This is a genomic window from Bifidobacterium leontopitheci (assembly GCF_009193355.1).
Lineage (GTDB): Bacteria > Actinomycetota > Actinomycetes > Actinomycetales > Bifidobacteriaceae > Bifidobacterium > Bifidobacterium leontopitheci.
Genome location: NZ_WBVT01000019.1, coordinates 25,045 through 43,968, shown reverse-complemented (window position 1 = coordinate 43,968; position 18,924 = coordinate 25,045). Strand labels below are relative to the sequence as shown.

The 18,924-nt window shown below is 66.6% G+C and carries 9 protein-coding genes; 1 reads left to right on the top strand and 8 read right to left on the bottom strand.

The window, feature by feature from the left end; translation table 11 throughout:
• Positions 1-340: 340 nt before the first annotated feature.
• The gene (locus F7D09_RS06850) at positions 341-3,010 is read left to right on the top strand and encodes an FHA domain-containing protein (protein WP_152234661.1); all 2,670 of its coding nucleotides are present in this window, start codon (positions 341-343) and stop codon (positions 3,008-3,010) included.
• Positions 3,011-3,245: 235 nt separating this feature from the next.
• Here the strand turns inward: F7D09_RS06850 and F7D09_RS06845 are convergent, their stop codons facing one another.
• The 8 genes from F7D09_RS06845 to F7D09_RS06810 form a co-directional block, all read right to left on the bottom strand.
• Positions 3,246-3,767 (bottom strand): FHA domain-containing protein, encoded by a 522-nt coding sequence (locus tag F7D09_RS06845; protein WP_152234660.1) that lies wholly within the window; start codon positions 3,765-3,767, stop codon positions 3,246-3,248.
• 13 nt (positions 3,768-3,780) lie between these two features.
• Complete coding sequence (locus F7D09_RS06840) at positions 3,781-4,431, bottom strand: variant leucine-rich repeat-containing protein (RefSeq protein ID WP_152234659.1); 651 nt, start codon at positions 4,429-4,431, stop codon at positions 3,781-3,783.
• A 20-nt stretch (positions 4,432-4,451) separates the two neighbouring features.
• Complete coding sequence (locus tag F7D09_RS06835; protein WP_152234658.1) at positions 4,452-5,348, bottom strand: PP2C family protein-serine/threonine phosphatase; 897 nt, start codon at positions 5,346-5,348, stop codon at positions 4,452-4,454.
• Positions 5,345-8,059, bottom strand: coding sequence for a DUF3488 and transglutaminase-like domain-containing protein (locus tag F7D09_RS06830; RefSeq protein ID WP_152234667.1), 2,715 nt, complete (start codon positions 8,057-8,059; stop codon positions 5,345-5,347). Before F7D09_RS06830 ends, F7D09_RS06835 begins: the two co-directional genes overlap by 4 nt.
• A gap of 98 nt (positions 8,060-8,157) precedes the next feature.
• Positions 8,158-9,435, bottom strand: a complete 1,278-nt coding sequence (locus tag F7D09_RS06825; RefSeq protein WP_152234657.1) for a DUF58 domain-containing protein — start codon at positions 9,433-9,435, stop codon at positions 8,158-8,160.
• Positions 9,436-9,468: 33 nt separating this feature from the next.
• Positions 9,469-10,683, bottom strand: a complete 1,215-nt coding sequence (locus F7D09_RS06820) for an AAA family ATPase (RefSeq protein ID WP_404979584.1) — start codon at positions 10,681-10,683, stop codon at positions 9,469-9,471.
• A gap of 536 nt (positions 10,684-11,219) precedes the next feature.
• Entirely contained in the window at positions 11,220-17,387 is a 6,168-nt protein-coding gene (locus F7D09_RS06815) for an Ig-like domain-containing protein (protein ID WP_152234666.1), read from the bottom strand.
• 30 nt (positions 17,388-17,417) lie between these two features.
• On the bottom strand, positions 17,418-18,824 hold the full coding sequence (locus F7D09_RS06810; RefSeq protein WP_152234655.1) for a serine/threonine-protein kinase: 1,407 nt from the start codon (positions 18,822-18,824) through the stop codon (positions 17,418-17,420).
• Positions 18,825-18,924 lie beyond the last annotated feature (100 nt).

Here is an 18,924-nt window from a genome sequence, read left to right as displayed (position 1 = left end):
GAGCGGAGCGGGACTGGGGGAGCGTCGATTGGATTGTCCCGTCTCTTGGCCCCCTCGGTGGAGGGCCGAGCCGTCAAGCAAACGCCAGAGGCGTTTGTAGGCGAGGTGCGAGCGACAGCGAGCCAGCATTGAGTCTGCCGAAGGCAGTCCTTAATTGCAGGACGCTGTCAGCCGTAGGCTGACTGGGGGAGCGTCGCACCCGCCAGAGTCGTATGGCAAACAGCGGAGCTGGTTGTAGGCGAGGGGCGAGCGGCACCTGAACCAACGTCCGCCCCTCCCAGACAGACACTTGCCGTCATTTCGTCGGCTGTCGTATCATCCATGGACTAAGCTGAAAGCCATGAAAGCGAAGCTTGCCAAAGACCGTCATACCGGAGCGCAGACGCTGACCATCCGCACGACACGAGGGGAGTCGCTGGATGTCGCACGGGCGCGATGGCTGGCCGCAGGGCAGCGGTACATGGTGCCGCTCACCTACGAAATCGAAGGAGCGCAATGCCGGCTTGACTATGACGTCACCGGATGCGAGCCCCTGCATGACGTCCTGCGTTCGCCGATGGCCGGTGCACGCTTCGCCGGACTCCTGCTCGGCGTGCTGGCGGCCATGGAGACTGACCATGTTCTGGGCGATCTGCCCGGCTGCATGCAGTACGATCCCAAGCGCGTGTACGTCGCAGCGCAAGGGTACCCGCTGTTCGTGGCCGTGCCGGTTACGGGACTGTCTGAGGAGCGGCACACTGCGACATCGCTGCTGACGACCTTGGCCGAGAAGGCGAAGTTCGCCGATGTTGCTGACGAAGGATACCGGCACGCGTTGCAGGGGTTTCTTGGAGCGAATCCGGTCGTCACGGCCGCTGCGCTGTGTGGGTTCCTCGAGTCGCTGCTGCCGGGTGCCGTGCCGCCACGGACAGGCGGCGGCGATGTTTCACGCAATGTTTCACGCGGTGGTACCGGTGGGGGAGCTGCAGCCGACGGCCATGCGACCCGAGCGACGAGCGTCGACGATGGCACTGTAGTGTCGGACCGAACGGTGGTCTCTGACAGGACCGTGGTATCCGACAGAACGGTGCTGTCCGATATGACCGTGATGTCGGACAGCACCGTGGCCTCCGGTACCGTGCTGCCGCGCAGCAGAGCACTCGCCGGCACGACTGCGGCCGATGCCGTGCAGGCGTTTGGCGCTGTCCCCGGCGGCGACGGTGACGGCGAGACGGTGGCCTCCGCGTTGCGGCCTTCTGAGTCGCCGCGTCCGGCTGACTTAGCCGGGGTGCGGGAAGTACAGGAGCCGAACGACGATGATGGCGATGGCGCTACCGTCGCTTCGACGCTGCGGCCCACGCCGAAGGCCGACCATGGCACCGGCTTGGCTGGTTTGCAGGGCGTCGATGATTCCTCCAGCGACGACGGCGATGGCGAGACGGTGGCCTCCGCGTTGCGGTCTTCATCGTCGCCGCGTCCGGCCGGCCTGGCGGGGTTGCGGGGAGTGGGAGAGCCGAACGACGGTGATGGCGACGGTGAGACGGTCGCCTCCGTGTTGCGTCCCGCGTCGACTGGCACTCGTGGCATTGGTCTGGCGGGGTTGCACGGTGCCGAAGAACCGGCTGCGGACGATGACGATGATGCCGACAGCGGCGACGGTGAGACGGTCGCCTCCGCATTGCAGTCCACCGCAGCAACCCGTCCTACTGGCCTGGCCGGATTGCATGGCATCGAACCCGATGACGATGCGGGCGTCGCGGCTCAGGACGATGCCGACCAGAATGATGGCACGGTGTTGTCATCGCTGCTGAAGACCGCCGTCACGCCGGCTGCTGGCGAGGCTGCAGCGCAACAGTCGCGCCAACACGCGTCAACGTCGGCCGAAACGCCGTCGAAATCACCGACGAAACCGGATCCGCAACCGGCATTCGCGCCGATCGAACCGGCAGCTACGCCGAAGCAGCAGCATACCGTCACGGTCGTGAATACGCCCGTCGCTTCCGATGCCGGTGCCGCAGCCGCCGCCAATGCGGAGAAGTCGTCACAGGCCGGTCCGCAGAACGCCGCAACGATTCCGGCCTTGGACGACGTGCTGCCGGGCGACCTGGCACAGCCGTTGCCGGTGGTCGACGCACCTGCGAAGCAGCCGTCTGACGGATTGCAGTCGGCGGCAGCGTCGGCCACGTCGTCCCCGAACACGTCGTCTGCGGACACGCCATCCCCAAACACGCCATCCCCAATGCGCCAGCCGGTGCATCCAGACGTCGCCCAACGCAACGACAGCACGGGCAAACAGACGTCTTCGGCCACCCTCGCGCAGCCCCTTCGCGAGCCGATGCCGGTCAAGCCGACGGTTCCCAAGCTGGAGCCGCTGCCGTTGCGAACGGTCGCTCTGCCGAACAAGCCCTCACCGAAGCCTGCGGTCGCCGCGCGCGAGCCGCTGACCAGTGGATCACTGACCAGTGGGCCGCTGACCGGCGCATCCCCATCAAACGTGTCGCACACCAATCAGCCGCAGCCGGCGCAACGACCGGCACAGCATTGGCCGCAGACGTCGGCACACGCCGGATCCGGTACGTATCACGCGGGCGCTCCCACGCAGTCGGCAGCCTATCCGGGCACCGGGCAGTATGGCTCGCAACGGCCGGTCGTCGTGGAATCCCAGCCGGCCATCACGGACGACGCGGACAGCGAAGGCGAGACGATGCTCAAGCCGTCGCCGCGCAATATGGTCGGATTCGCGGTGCGGCGGCTGCGTGACGGGCGGTCGATCACCGTGTACGCGCGGCAGGCCACCATCGGACGGTCCAAGACCGCGAACATCCATATGGGCGGCAACACGAACGTTAGCCGCATCCATGCGATGATCACGATGCTTGATGACGGCAGGTTCATGATCACCGACAACCATTCCGCCAACGGCACGAGCGTCAGCGGTCGCACCTTGGCTCCGGGCGGCACCGAATACGTGCAGTCCGGCGGCGACTTCACGCTAGCCGACGACACCTTCGTCGTCACCCGGCTCGGATAAGTAGCCGAATCGCCCGGTATCCGCGATTGATGTGCTTGTTTGCCCGTTATCAGACGAAAAAGCGGGCAAGCCAGCCCATCAATCGCGGATACCGGGCAAATAGGGCGTACTGTAGCGGGAATGATTGCCGCTCCGATACGGCGACCCGATACACAGCACCCTGATCCGGCGGTCCGATAACGCAGATGGGGTGCCTCCCTTGCCGGGAGGCACCCCATCTGATGCGTGAATCCGTTCAGCGCTGCTGTTCGGTCAGCTGGAAGAACTGGTCGCCGATGCGCAACGTCGCCGGAGCGTCCAGCTCCTGCGGCGTGCCCTTGACCACCTGCGTCTCCTGACCGTCACGGATGATGTACGTGCCGTTGAGCGAACCGTAGTCCTCGATCCACAGCACGCCGTTCTGGTCGATGCTGATGGCCGCATGGTTGCGGGACGTGGTGCGCGTCGGATCCTCGACCTTCTCGGCCTTGGCGCCTTCCGGCACGTCCGCCGACGGCTTGCGGCCGAGCAGCGTGCTCTTGTCGATGACGATGGTCTGGCCGGTCGAATCGTTGTGCAGCGTATAGACCTTCTGCGGCGCCTTCGTGGTGAACGAGCTGGACAGCACCGTGCTGTCCCAGTCCTCGATGTCGCCATCGGCGGAACCCTTGGCGGTGGCCCCGGCCGTAGCGGCCTGGCCTGCTGCGCCGACGCCGGTCACCGGATCGTCCGCATACCAGCCGAGTTCAGGTGCCGGAGGATATGGAATGGTTGCCATGACTCGTCTCCTTTCACTGGCGGGTGGCGAGCGCGGCGTTGATCGCCGGGTCGTTCAGCTGGGCGAGCCAATCCACCAGTGCCGGATACGTGTTCGGGTTGCGTGCGATGTAGGGCAGCAGCGTCGGCTCGTACTGCGAAGCGTACTGGGCGATCTTCGCGATGAGGTCCTGATCGGTGGTCTCCAGCGCCAGCTGCGGGGTGTAGCCGTACGGGTTGCTGGCTGCCGGCTGCGCCTGCTGCGGCTCGGCCTGCTGGAACGCCGGCTGCTGGGCGGCCTGAGCCGCGGCGTACTGCGCCTGCTGCTGGGCGTAGGCGTCCTGCGCGGGCTGCTGGGCCGCAGCGGCATACTGCTGCTGCGCGGAATAATCCTGGAACGCCGCCTGCTGCTGAGGCTCCGCCTGTGCAGCCGCCTCCGCCGGTGCCGCCGCCTCCGCCGCGTCCTGTACCGGACCGTCTTCGGCGGTGATGCCCATCTGGGCGAGCGTCTCGCGGGCACGCTCATCGCCGAACGTCGCCAGCCAACGCTTCAGTCCCGGGTAGCAGCGGGCGTTCACCGCCACGTTCGCGCCGAACTCCGGATTCTCATAGGCGATTTTCGCCAGCAGAACCGGGTCGGCGTTGGGATCCTGCACTGTTGCGACGGCTTTTTCGTAATCGACCATCGTGACCTCTTTCCTTGTCTTCAGTCTTGGTTGACCGGCTTCTGGACGCGAAGGGTGTCAAGGGTCTCGTCACTGACCGTTTCAAGATCCTCGTCCTGCGCAAGCTTGCTGGCACGCCATACTCGCTGTCCAGCATACTCGCCGGTGATGTCTATCACAATCACGGTGACATTATCCGTACCGCCGGCCTCCAGCGCGACACGGATCAGCTCGTTGACCGCGGTGCGCGGGTCGGCCGCCGCGGCGGCGGTCTGCGCGATGGTCGCGTCGTCCACTTCGCCGTGCAGGCCGTCCGAGCAGATGATGAACCGGCCGCTCGGCGCGACGGCGAAAAAGTCCGGATGAATGCCTTCCGGATCGCCGATGCACTGGGTGATGATGTTGCGGGGGATGACCGCGGCCTCGTCGGGCAGCATCTCGCCGGTGTCGATGGCCTCCTGTCGGCGCGAATGGTCGCGGGTGATGCGGCACAGCGTCGACGGATCCCAACGGCCGTCATCGTCGAGATCCATATGGTAGGTGCGCGAATCGCCGATGTTCACCGCATACCAGTCGATGGCCGGGTCGAAGTTGTCGTCGGCCATGCGGCCGGGCGCGTCGTCCACCAGACGGTTCGGTGCGATGAGGCCGGTGACCGTGGTGCCGGAGACGCCGCCGAGTTCGACGCCGATGCCGAGCACGTCCGACTGGGCGAGGTCGATCGCCTTGGCCACGGTCTCGCGGTTGCGTTTCTCCTGCGCGGCGAGCAGACGGAACCGGTCGACGGCCGCACCGCTGGCACGCTGCCCGCCGACGCCGCCGCCCATGCCGTCGCACACCAGGAACACGCCGTTCTCGGCGATGTAGTTGTCCTGGTTGTTGCGTCGGCGGCAGCCGATGTTGCTGTCCGCCGCGGTCTGAATGTGCATGTCGGTCATGACTGCCGGCCCTTCCTCTTCTTGCGAATCCGCTGCTGGTTCTGCTTCATCCGCGTGCCTGCCGCACTGGCTCGCCCGACGTCGGACGGCCGCGACGGTCCCTTGGAACCGCTTGGAGCCGGCGACGCGTGCGGATGACGATGCAAACGCATACGAACACTTGACAGTATACGGACGTTATGGAATACGCCACGCAACGACAGGCGTGTCCTGATACGACGCAGCGTGGATTGCGAGGCGAGCATGGTCTTGCGCACGTCCGCCACCGTCTTCCAGTACGCCGCGGCCTGCTCGTCGGTGACGCTCTCGCCGGAGAACGCCGCCCGGTCGGCCTCCCGCCCGAGGGCCGTCAGCGCGGCTGCGTCGATGTCGAGCTCGCGGGCGATGGCCTGAGCCTGGTCGCGTCGTGTGCCGCGCGCGTCCACGCCGCTTTGGCCGGCCATCAGGTGGATGGCCTGCCATCCCGAGGCGACGCGCCTGCGCGGGTCGCCTCGACGACGCAGACGGGCGAGGGCAATCGCCTTGATGAGCAGGATCAGGCCACAGACCGCCAGCATCAGCCAGACCGGACTGCCCCAGACCGCCACGGCGAGCGCGACCTGCCGGATGCGCGCCCACGTCTGGTCCGTCGTCGTATTGTCGGCGTCCTCGCCTGCCAGTGCGCTTTTGCCGTGCGCCTGGTCCTCGTCGCGCAGCGGGTCGGTGAGCGGCACCGGAGGCTGCCGCACGAGCGTCTGCGGGTTCGGCGGCGTGAGGTTCTGGTTCTCGTCGGGGACCTTCGTCTCCTTCGGCGTCGGGTAGAACGCCACCCAGCCGTAGCCTTCGAGGTTGATCTCCACCCAGGCTTCGATGTCGTTGCCGGTGAACTCGACGGTGGATACGCCGTTGACGGTCTTCGTGCGGTCGGCGCTGATGTCGCCGTCCTCGTTCTTGGGCAGGAACCCGAGCACCACGCGCGACGGCAATCCCAGTTCGCGGGCCATTAGGGCCATGGCCGAAGCGTACTGTTCGCTGTCGCCCACCATGGCGGTGCCGGCCAGCAGCGCGTTGACGCGGTAGCTGCCATGGCCGGGCAGCGAGGCGTATTCGCCGTGCAGGCCGTGCGAGAACCAGCCGGAATCCTTGAGCTGCGAGACCAATGCCTGCGCCTGGGCCCCTGCGGTGTCCTCGCCTCCTGCCACGGACGCGGCGAATTTGCCGACCGAGTCGGGCACGTCCTTCGTGCCGGGCTGGCTGGTGGGCTGCGCGTCGGCGCCGGCGATCTGCTTGTCGCTCGGAACGGGGGAGGTCATGCCGCTTTCTGTATAGGACATGCCTGCCGTCAGGCCCGAGGGGATGATGGCGGAATCCGTGCCGGTGTTGTAGTAGAACGGCGTGCGCTCGCGCGACGAGGAGCCGGTTTTCGCGGCCTTCTTGGCGGCGGCGTTCACGGTCACACTGCTCGCGGAGCCGGCCAGCGGCATCCACTTGTCATCCTTGTCGTCAAGACCCTGATGGATGGTGAACGTCGCGGTGAACCGTTTGCCGGCGGTCTTGGCGTCCGACTGCCTGCCCGCATCGTCGTCGCCTGCCGGAATCCGCGTGCCCACGCGACGGTAGTCCGACGAGTCGGATGCGGCGGTCGAGTCGGACAGGTTCCACACGTTGCCGTCGAATTGGTCCATCACGGCCAGCCGCACCGGCGTACCGGCGGGCAGCCCGGTGACGGTGAGCAGCTTGTCGTTCTTATGGTCCTTGACATACGAGCGCATGCCGCTCAGCGGGCTTGCGTAATCATACGGGCTCAGCGGCGGGTCGTACCGGTCGCGCAACGTCAGGCGCGACTGTCCGATGCCGAGGCAGGCGCCGACGGCGAGGGCGACGGCCAGCAGCAGGATCACCGTGGCGCTGAACCAGCGGCTCAGCTCCAGCAACTGCCAGCGCCACGACAGCCAGACGATCACCAGTATGGCGATCGCGATGCCGGTGACCATCGGGTAAAAGCCGCTGTCGGTGCCCAGCAGCGCGCCGACCGCCAGTGTGCCGGCAACCGGCAGCGTCGACAGCACGGACAGCGCGCGTTTGGAGCTCAGCGCGAACAGTCCGGCGAGGAACGTCATCCACAGGCAGATCGTCCACACGGCCATCAGACTGCCGTCATCGTCGCCGATCGGCGGTGCGACGGCGATCAGGTATTTGAACGAGCCGAAGGTGTCGATGAACCCCATCGACAGCGTGTCCGCCGAGGGAACCACGTGCGCGATCGTCGTGTCGTTGAGCGCGACGACCGGGCCGACGATCCACTGGCAGCACAGCAGGAACACGATCTGCCACCAGAAGCGCAGCGCCCGCACCTGCCCCGCGAGCGCGACGAGCGCGCCGAGCAGCGCGGCCGGAACCGCTGCGACGGCCCAGACGACAGGCGAACCGTAGACGTCGATGAGGTTCGTCGCGGCGACCAGCACCGTCACGACGATGACGGCAAGGCTGATGAGATTCGCGCCCCACGGCCGGCGCGGCTCCTTGGCCAACGGCAGCCGGCCTTTGCCGCCGCGCGTCAGCCAGATGACCGAATGCGTCGATTCGGCCCATGAGCCGGTGATGGTTTCCGAGCCGGTCATCGTCGAGGAGAAACTGGCGAACGGCCGGCTCGCATCATACGCCGTGTGCGCCGGGCCAGCCGTGCCGCCGAACGATTCGGTCCTGGTCGGACTGTCGGAGCCTGCCGGCATGCTTGTCCCCGAGGTGGAGAACGAGTCGAACGAGCTGTCGATGATGTCGCCGCGACGCTCGAACAGGTTGGACTTGCTGCCGTTGCGATGCGCGCGCGTCATGACAATGCCTCCATGACGGCCGGCAGGTCGTCCAACGAGCCGAGCGTGGCCAGAGTGAAGTCAGAGAAGAACCGCAGTTCGCGGTTGGCCCTCGGCATGGTCTGCAGCACAAGGCATGTGGCCGACTTCGGCAGTGCGGGCACCATGCGTTTGATCTGGTCGAGTTTTTTGAGCGACCCGACCGTGAAGAAGTAGAATGAGGCGTCCGGCGTGTGCCGCAGCGTGTTTTCGACCAGGTTCGGATTGTCGTCGTGCTGCGGCTCGATCGCGCTGCACTCGTCCAGGAACGCCATCGCATGCTTCGGCGTGGCATGCGAACGGCCGGCGTGCGTTTCCAGCGGACGGTCCTGCGCAAGGCACTGCACGCCGAGCGAGGCGTGGACGCCTACCGCCAGTTCGAATTCTTCCTGACTGAGATAGTCCTGCGGGTTCACATCCAACGTCATGCTCGTATCGGTGCGGCGTGTGGCCTCGTACTGGCGGATCATCAGGGTGCCGGTCTTCGCCGAGCTCAGCCAGTGCACGTTGCGTACGTCGTCGCCCGGCTCGTATTCGCGCAGACCGTAGAAGTCGAGGTCGTCGTCGACGATCTGCCCGCTCGGCTGGCCTTCGAGGTCGCGTGCCACACCGGCGTTGATGACGTTGAGATGCACGACGCGCGGGTGGATGTACACGGTGATGCGCTCAGCCAGCGACTTCTCATGGCGTATCAGGCCGAACGGGTCGCCTTTGCGGATGCTCAGTGGTCCGATCTCCAGCACGGCGCGGGAGATCGCGGTGAACTCGAGGTCGGTCTGCTTGGACTGCCCCGGAGTGAGCATGGGGATGCCGAAGCGTTCATGCGTCTCGCCCAACGGCAGGTCGCCGCGTGCGGTGGCGGTCGGCGTGTGGCTGGGATTGCGCACGACGACGCTCACATGCACGGTGTCCTGGACGGTGACGCGCCGCCGGGAGACCTCGATCGTCGCGCGGAAGCCGGTGTTGCCGAGCGACATCGCGACGGCCGTGACGATCATCATGGCCGCCACGGCGGCGACCGCCAGCAGCTCATGCCAGCGCGTCGCCGCGAACCCGATGGCGCTCGCCAGTGCGATGCCGATGACGGTCCAGCCCAGCGGCGAGACGAAGGTGAGGAAGAACCGACGGACGTGACGTCTCACCGTGCGCCACAGCCGCGACGAGCCGAACCGCCCGATCCGCACCGGGCGAAGCGCCTGCCGTGATGCCGGTCGCTGCGCCACGCCGGCTGGCTTGCGTCGTAGTATCCGTGCCATATGAGTCCCTTTTTTGCCCAGAAATCCAGCCGATCACGCACCGAATGAGGGAACCGGGACGGTCTCCAGCACCCGTTCGATGGCGGCGTCGGTCGTCAGCCCCGTGAACGTGGCCTCCGCGGTCAGTTTGATGCGGTGCGAGAGCACGGCCACGGCGAGGTCCTTCACGTCGTCGGGCACCACGTAGCCGCGGCCGTCCGACGCGGCCCAGATTCGGGCGCACCGGGTGAGCGCCAGCGCGCCTCGCATGGAGGAGCCGATGGCGATGTTCTCGTCGTGGCGGGTCGCCTCCACGACGCGCACGATGTACTCGAGGATGGTGTCGTCCACGTGCACGCGCTCGCCGATGCCGCGCAGCGTGAGCACGTCCGGCCCGGACAGCACGGGGGAGACGGTCTGCGCACGGTCGGTGATGTTGACCTCCCTGAGGATGTCGACGCTCGCCTGATGGCCCGGATAGCCGACCGACGTCTTGATGAGGAATCGGTCCATCTGCGCTTCGGGCAGCTTGTAGGTGCCGAGTTGCTCGATCGGGTTCTGCGTGGCGATCACGATGAACGGCTGCGGCACGGCGTGCGTGACGCCGTCGACGGTCACCTTCTGTTCCTCCATGACCTCGAGCAGCGCGGACTGGGTCTTCGGCGAGGCACGGTTGATCTCGTCGGCGAGCACGATCGAGGCGAACACCGGGCCCTCACGGAACGTGAAGTCGCCGGTCTTCTGGTCGTAGAACGTGATACCCACCACGTCGGAGGGCAGCAGGTCGGGGGTGAACTGGATGCGCTTGAACGACGTGCTGATCGAGTTCGCGATGCCTCGCGCCAGCTGCGTCTTGCCGGTGCCGGGGTTGTCTTCGAGCAGGATATGGCCGCCGACCATGAGCGCGGTGAGGCACAGGCGGATCGGCTGCTCCTTGCCGACCAGCACATGGGAGACGCTCTTCGTCAGGGCGTCGAACGCCTGCTTGAAGTAGGCGATGTCGGACGGGCTTGCCGGCGCGGTCGACTGCGGGTCGAACGATGCGGGGGCGGTGACGGGAGTGACGGCAGGCGCCGCGACCGAGGCAGACTGATGGCCGGGCTGCTGCGTGGCGGCGGCAGGCTGCTGTGCCGCTTGCGGGTATGCAGCTTGTGCAGGCGTGCCGGCATCGCTGCTGGCGTTGCCGGTGTTGCGGCCGGCCTGCTGCGGCAGTCCGGGATTGGCCGTGCGGCCGGCTGCGCTGTTGCCGGGCAGACCGACTTTCGGCAGTGCGGCGGACGCTGACGGCTGTGTGGCTGCTGACGTCTGTGCCGTTGCCGATGCCGGCTTGCCGCCGGTCTTCTTGGGAAGGTCGACCTTCGGTTCCGCCTTGCTGGTGCGCTTCTGCTGCTTCGGCAGGGCTGGTTTGGCGGTCTGCTTGCCGGGCTGTTTCTTCGCGGCGGTCTGCTGCCGGGCTGCCTTGCCTTGATCCGACAGGACGGTCCGGTCGGAGATCACGGTCGCGTCGGCGTCCGGCTTGGCTGCCGACGTAGTGCTTGCCGACGGCTTGGCTGCTGTCGTGGCGTTGCCGGATGTGGCCGGCTTCGCGGGGAGCGCCACCGTGACGGGAGCTTGCTGTGTCGACTTGGGCTGTACCGACTTGGGCTGTGCGTTCTTGCCCTGCGCCGCCTTAGTGCTGGAGGCCGTCGTCTTGGCCGACAGCACGGTCTTGTCCGACCGTACTGTGTTATCCGACAAGACCGTGCTGTCCGACAGCTGCGTCTTGTCGGACAGCTGCGTCGCGTCGTTGAGTTCGTTGCCGTCGGTCATCGTGATACTCCTTGCTGTGATGTGGCGGAATGTGACAGGGTGAGTCGTGTCGTTGTGAGTCGTGCCGTAGCGGTGCGTGCCATAGTGAGTCGTGCCATAATGTGCTGTGTTGCGACGGACTGTGCAGTGTACTGAGGTGCAGCGGACTGTGTCGTGCGCGTCGTCACGGATGCTGCCGCCTGCGCGGAGAGCATCGAGCTGATCGAACTCATGCGGCCGAACCGGGATTTCGTGGTGTGGCCGGGCGTGATCTGCTCGGTGATGGTCCCTGCATCCTCGGCCGGCTTGCGGGTGCCCTTGACCGGCAGGATGGTGTCTCCCGGGATGAGGTCGAATTCCTCTGACTGCACGGAGATGTACCAGTACAGGGTGTCGGTCTCGATGTCGAACGACGAGACGTCGATGTAATGCTGTTTCTTGACCTGTTCCCAATCGACGAACCATTGCGCGTTATCGTTGCTCGGCGCGTCCTTCGTGGTGGAGAAGCGGACGTATACGTGTGCATCCTGCCCGTACGTGTCCACGCTGCCGCCTTCCACGTCGATGCGGTTGCGGTCGGTCGTGCTCCATGTCAGCGTCGGCTGTTCGATCTTGGCTGGCACCTTGTAGACGAGCTTGGTGCCGTCGTATGGAATGCTGTCGCTTTCCTTGCCTTTGAACGATTGCGTGGCAGATCCGATTCCGCAGTCCGTCCACGGGGCGATCGTATACGATTTGCTGACCGGGCCGTCGTCGTCGCTCTTGATGGTCATATTGCCGTTCGGCGTGTGGAACGTGATCTGATCGTGTTCGCCGTCGCCGTTCGCGGAGACGATGCACTGGTTCTTCTCCCGCGTCACCTTCAGGTTCTTCGGCGGCTTCACCGCATAGTTCGGCGTCACCGCGTTCGACTTGGCCGATGCGGGCTTGGCGTCGCTTTTGGCCGGGTTCACGGTCGCCGTCACGGTGAGGCTCGCATACCACTGGTCGCGGCTGACCGAACTCTCCGCCGTGAGATTGTCGCAGGAGAGCGTCTTGCTCATCGCGCCCGACAGGTCCACGCTGCTGCAACCGGCTCCACGCAGGTCGTTCAGCTGCACGGTGGCCTTGAGCGTGCTGCCGCTGGTCGTCAGCGTCACCTTCGGCGCGTCCGGGTCTCCCCACGGCGAGACGGCGTTACTGGCGGCGCTCGGCTGGCCGGTTCCCGCGCGGTTCTTCGCCGTCACGGTCGCGCTGTAGCCGATCTTGTCGCCGGTCGCCGGGTTGCCGAGCTGGAACACGTACGAGTTGGCGGTCACATCCTGCGACGTCTTGGAGCCGTTGGTGCCGACGAGCGTCACCGTGTATCCTTCCGGCTTGGAGCCTACGTAGTCGGGCGTGTCCCAGCTGACCTTCACCGCATGGTACCCGGCTTCGGCCTTCACCGTCTTCGGCGGGGCCGGCACCTTGTCGGGCGTGGCCTTGACCGCTGTGGACGGCTTCGACCAGCCCACCTCGTTCTTCGCCTTCACCGTGAACGAGTATTCCGTGCCGTTGGTCAGCCCGGTGATCTGGCAGGTGGTGGCCGCGCCGCACGATTTGCTGCCGCCGTCGTTCCAGTCCACCTGGTATTCGGTGATCGGGCTGCCGTTCGCCGCACCGGCCGTCCATGAGAGGTTCACCGCGCCGTCCGCCGGCTTGCCGGCGACGGGGGAGAGCAACGGGGCGTCCGGCTTGTCCATCACCGAGACGGTGATGGTGGCGGTCACCTGCCGCTCCTTCGACCCGGTGCCGTCCTGCACGGTCACGAGTACGGTGTTCGAGGAGGCGCCGATGTCGTTGCCCGCCGTGATGGCGATGACGCCGTTCGAGCCGCAGTCGACGGTCAGCTTCGACGAGTCGTCCGCCCGGCAGTTGATCGCGCGCAGCGGTGAGTCGGGGAACGGGTTGTAGGCGTCGGTGAACAGGTCCACGCGCTGCGTGGAGCCGGCCTTGATCTTCACGGTCTTCGCGTCGATGCGCGCAAGAGGACGGTTCGACTGCACCACGCGGGCGGTAAGCCCGGCCTTGACCGTGCCGCCGGAATAGGTGATGACCACGGGGATGCTGGCCATGGAGCCCACGGCGGCGTCCTTCGGGGCGCTCACTGTCAGCTTGCCTGCGGTGGTGACGCGCGAGGTGATGCCGCCGGCTTCGCCGCCGCCCGAATACGTGTACTGCTTCTCGTCGTCGTACGCGCCGGACGGGGCGTGGGTGAGGGCCGTCAGGTCGATGGTCTTCGCATCCTCTCCGGCCACCACGTCGATGGTGGAGGAGGAGAACGTGGGCGGCGGCACCTCACGGCCGATCACCGTGATCGGCAGGGTGAGCACCGCGGAGTTGATGATCTTCGTCTTGTCGTCGCCCTTGCCGTCCACCGCGGTGAACGTGATCGAGGCGGGGCCGCCGTAATCCCTCGCTGCGGTGAACTTCAGCGTCTGGTCGTTCACATACAGGTCGCCGCCGTCCGACTTGGTGGCGCTCACGGAGTCGGGGGACTGCACGTAGGCGGTCTTGCCGGCGCCCACGCGAACATAGTCGGCGATGTTGATGGTGATCGTCTCGCGCGAGTTGACCTTCAGCGCGGGGGCCTTCGGACGCAGCGTGGGCGGGAACACGCCGTAGGCGGGCACCTGGATGAACGCGGTGGAGGTGACGTCGTAGGTGGTGTTCGTCACCGTGTACGGTACGGCGCGCGCCTCGTCGGTCAGGTCCACGGAGATGACGGTCGACGACGCCCCGCCTTTCACCTTCGCATGGTCGGCGGCCGAGGGGTCGACGCCCACCTGCAGTTCCTTCGCCGTGCCGGACGGGTTCGCGATCCACTGCGCCACATCCACTTCGACGGTCTTTTTGTCGATGGTCGCCGCGGACGGCACACGGTAGTCGTAGGCGGTGGGAGGCTCGATCGGCGCCTGCGGGTTCACGTTCACCGTCAGCGTGGCGGTATCGCTCAGCCCCGCCTTGTCGGAGACCGTGTAGACGATGTAGAACGTGCCCGCCTGGTCGGGCGTGGTGAACGCGATCATGTTGTCGCTCACCTTCGCGCCGGCGATGCCGGTGGATTCCAGCTTGCGGTCGACGGTCAGGTCCGTGTTGTCGCCGGAGATGTCGTTGAGCGACACCGGAACCGTGGCGGCGGTGTGCGGGCGCAGAGTGATTTCGTCGTCGCGCGCGTACACGCCGGAGTCCGAAGCGCCGCGGAATACGCCGACGCGCACCTGCGCCTGCGCGCGCTGTCCGGTCCAATCCTCCACCGCGTACGAGAACGTGTCGGTGCCAGCCGAATCCTCATACGCCTCGTAGATCATGTAGTTGGCGCCGACCTCGGTGATGCGGCCGAGCTGCGGCGCCTTGTTGCCCAGACCCAGCAGCTGGTCGTCGTCGCCGTCCGCGTCGATGCCGGTGAGCGTGACGGGGATGCGGACCTTTTGGCCGGCCGCCACCTGGGCGGTCACGTCCTGCGGGGTGGGCGCAGCCTTGTTGGCCGCGTCCTGCCTGTGCACGTCGATGGTGATCGTGCCGGAGGCCGCGTTGCCGAGATTGTCCTTGACCGTGTAGGTCACCTGGTAGGAGCCGGTCTCATGCGAGGCCTGATAGCGTACGGTGTCGCCGGAGACGAACACCAGGCCCTTGAACGTGGCCTTGTCGTATTGCAGCGTGTTCTGCAGCGTGACCGTCGTGCCGTCCGCATGGGAGACATGGTCGAGCACGTCCACGGACACGATGCCGCCGGTGCGGACCGTCGCATTCACGTTCGCTGCCTTCGGTGCGGAATTGCCCGCCGTGAGCGCCGGCGGCTGCAGTACGATCGTACCGGTCGACGATCCGGCAGCATTGGCGACCGTATAGGTGATCTCCACCGGCTTGGAGGGCACCTGCCGGGCGGTCATGTACACGCGCTTGTGGCTCACCAGGCCGGTCTTGATGCCGAGCGAGGGGTCGGCGTTCACCGAGGTGACGGACAGCACGCCGCCCATCGGGTCCACGTCGTTGGCGAGCGGCTCCACGATCGCCGTGTTGTCGGAGCCGAGCAGCGCCACGTCATTGGCCGCCACCGGTTTCGCCGCCTCGCCGGAGACCGGCTGCACCTCCAATCGGGCCAGTCCCGTCGCCGCGACGGAGCCCTGCGTGATGGTGTACGGCACGTAATAGGTGCCGGTGGCGGTCGCCTTGAACGTGAAGGACGTGTCGGCGGTGTTCATCGTCGCGCTCGTCTTGGCCGGCGGCTCCACGGCCGTCAGCTGTGCAGGCTCGACGGACGTGCCGTGCACGTACGGCTTGAGATCGACCGTCGTCTCGGTGTTCGGCGTGGTCTGCTTGACGACCGCGTCGATGGTCGCCGGCAGCGTGTTCGCCGGGCGGATCGAGAAGTACACGATCCCGGTGCCCGTGTTGGTGCCGTCTGATACGGTGACCTCCACGCCCACGCGGCCCGACGTGGCGGAACCGGTGTTGAACACCAGCTGGCCGTCGGCGCGCGTGGAGACCACCACCTGGTCGCTGTTGCGCGGGACGGCGGAGACCAGCGTCATCGGGTCGCCGTCCGGATCCTGGAAGCTTCCGAGCGCGTTCGTCGTATACGTGGCGCCCTGCTCGACGTCGTATTCGGGCGGTGTGTCGACCTGCTTGGGCGCATGGTCGGCGGACGTGCCGCTGAGCGTCACCTTCACGTTCGCCGAGGACGTCTGGCCGCGTCCGTCGCTGATGTCATAGGTGAACGTGACCGTCCCGGCGGACGCCGCGCCGGCGTCAAGCTGCAGATACCGGCCGTCGTACACCGGCGCCACCGTCACGGACGCTCCCGATGGCGCGCCCACCTTCGTGATGCGCAGCACCGAACAGTCGGTCTGCTCGTCGTTGCGCAGCACATCGAGGATCTGCTGGCTGCCGGCCCTCGCTCCGATCTCGTCGTCCGCGGCCTTGATCTGACCGGACTGCGCGGAGCAGGTCTTGCTGAAATTGCGCTGGTTGTTGGCCGACTGGTCGTTCTGCTTCTGCTGTTCGGTTTGCTCCGTCTGGATCTTGTTCCACTGGATCTTGATGACCTTCGTGGAGTCGGCCGGGCTCCAGATGTCACCGTTCGCCACGTCGTTGAGCAGTACCTTGCGATGGTTCGTGCGGAACACCAGGTCGGAGGTCGCGTTCACCGCCTGCAACGAGTCGAAACGCACGTTCGCCGCGTCCGCCGCGCACACGCGGGCGTAGTTGTTCGCCGACTGCGCCCATGCCGCCGAGACGCACCCCCCGGTCGAGACGGGTTTCGCCGCCTCCCCGGCGCCGCCTGAAGGCAGCGTGTTCACCTTCTGGGTCCCCTTGCCCAGACGAACCAGATACAGCCCGTTCCTGCCGGACGCCGCCACCCAGCCGGACTGCTCGCCGTCGGTGCTCGGATACTGCAGCGTCAGACGACTGCCGGCGCCGGTGTCCGCATCGCCGCCATCCCAATGCAGCCTGCCGCCGGAGGTGACGACCGGCACATCCCCGATCACCGTGAAATCGTCGGCGTCCAATGCGCCGCCCCCGCTGACGGAGCCTGCCTGCGAAGCGCCGCCCCGCGGGTCCCTCGCCCTGAACACCATGCCGTCCTTGGGCCGGTACCCGTATACGGTGCCATCGGCGGTGACCGCCACCTTGCCGCCCGCACCCAACTGCATGGTCGGGTCGGCGCTCGCCGGCGACACGGAATCCAGTTCGCCGCTCAGACCCGTCCACACGTCGCCGGTCTTTGTGTTCAGGAATGCGATGGAGCCGCCGTTCGCCACGGCCGTCGTATTCCCTTTCGTCTCGGTGCGGCCGGCGGTGCCCAGCGTGGACGAGGAGATGCCGGTGGCCTTCGGCCCTTCGGTGAGCACGGTGTCGCTGTCATGCTGGGCCACATCGAACCGTGCCGCGGATGAGGCGACCGCCGCGTCCGCCTCCTTGAGACGGACGTTGAAGCGCGCGGCCTTCCTGTTCTTCAATGAGGTGACCCACACGGTGCCGTCGTCAAGATGGACGTGGCTGCGGGTCACCGAGCTCACCCAGATGGCTCCGGCGATGATGCCGATCAGCATCAGCAGCGTGACGACGGGCATCGCCCAACGATGCGCCCCCTGCGGGATTAGACGGCGCATCGAGGAGCGGAACGCGCGCCCACGCTGCCGTTGGTTCGTCTTGCTGCTCATCGTCAATCTCACACCCCTTATTCTTCCCTGTCAGGGCCTCACCGCGCAGGCGACGGCCGGGTTCTGGGACATCTGCTTGTCGGCGCGCACGATGCTCACCTCGATGCACGTCTGCTTGTCGGTCACGTTGCGCAGCGTGACCGAACGTTCGCTGACGATGTTGGTGCTCGTCCCAGCGGCGTCGCCGTTCTGCTGCACCGGCGACCAGGCGTAGGAGTCGCCCTTCTTCGGTGACGGGTTCGTCCACGTGAACGTTACCGAGTCGCCGCTGTAGGTTCCCGTGACGTTCTCGGGGGAGGGAACCACGTCCGCGCCGGTGACGCTGTCCGAACCGTCGTCGCCGTCGCCGCCGGTTCCCGGTGTCGTGACCGCGGTCCGGTTGCGGGTCGCCGCATCATCCATATGCGGCATCACCACGAACGCGAACACCAATCCGAGCGCGGCGAGCACGGTCACGACGCCGCTTGCTATCGCCACCGGCTTCTTCCATGCACCCGTCCGGGCGACGGCACGTGTGCCGGCCGCCGGGGGAAGCGGTATCGAATCCGGCCGCCGGCGCATCGTGTTCGGGAATTCGGGCACGCCCTCCACCGTGACCGGCGTGGCGTGTCCGTAACACTGCTGCTGCACGATCTGCATGGCGCGGGCGAACTCCAGCGCGGTGCCGTAGCGGGCGTCGGGGTTCTTGTCGAGGCCGCGGCGCAGCACGCGTTCCACGTCCGCGGGCACGTCCGGGCGCCCTATTGGCGGCAGCGGACGGCTGACGATCACCTGAGCGAGATCCTGCTGGGTGCGCACCTGATAGCCGTTCTCGTACGGCGACCGGCCTGCCAGCGTGGCGTAGAGCGTCGCCGCCAGCGAGTAGATGTCCGCGGCTTCGGTGCCGCCGCCATGCCCGCTGAGCACCTCCGGCGCGGCCCATGGCACGGAAAAACCGGTCTGCGAGCCGGACTGGTAGACGTTCGTGGAGATGCCGAAATCGGCCAGCACCGGCAGCCCCTGCTGGGTGATCAGGATGTTCGCCGGCTTGATGTCGCGATGCAGGATGCCCTTGCAGTGCGCGGTGAACAGCGCGCTGCACAGTTTGATGCCGAGGTCGAGCATCTGGTCGGCGGTCAGGGGATGCTCGCGGATCAGCTCCTTGTATGAGCCGCCGGGGGCGTATTCCAGGACGATGTAGCCGAGCCCGGTGCTGGTCACGCCGGCGTCGTGGATGGAGAGGATGTACGGGTGCGCCGAAAGCTGCGCCATGTAGTTCGCCTCGTTGCGGAAGCGGGCGGCGGCACGCGGGTCGAGCGCGGTGGCGCTCACCTTGATGGCCACGTCGCGGCTGGGCACACGTTGATGATACTGGTACACGCTCGCCGTGGCGCCGGTACCCAACCGCCGGACTACATCATATCCGGGTATGCTTGGCGGTGCTGAATATGCCGTCATGGCGTCCCCCTTCGCGACCTCTCTCGTCAGTACTCTATTCCTACGGGTTCCCACGGACAGCCTACTCCTTTTCGGCTACCAGCGGAACACACGGCGGCGG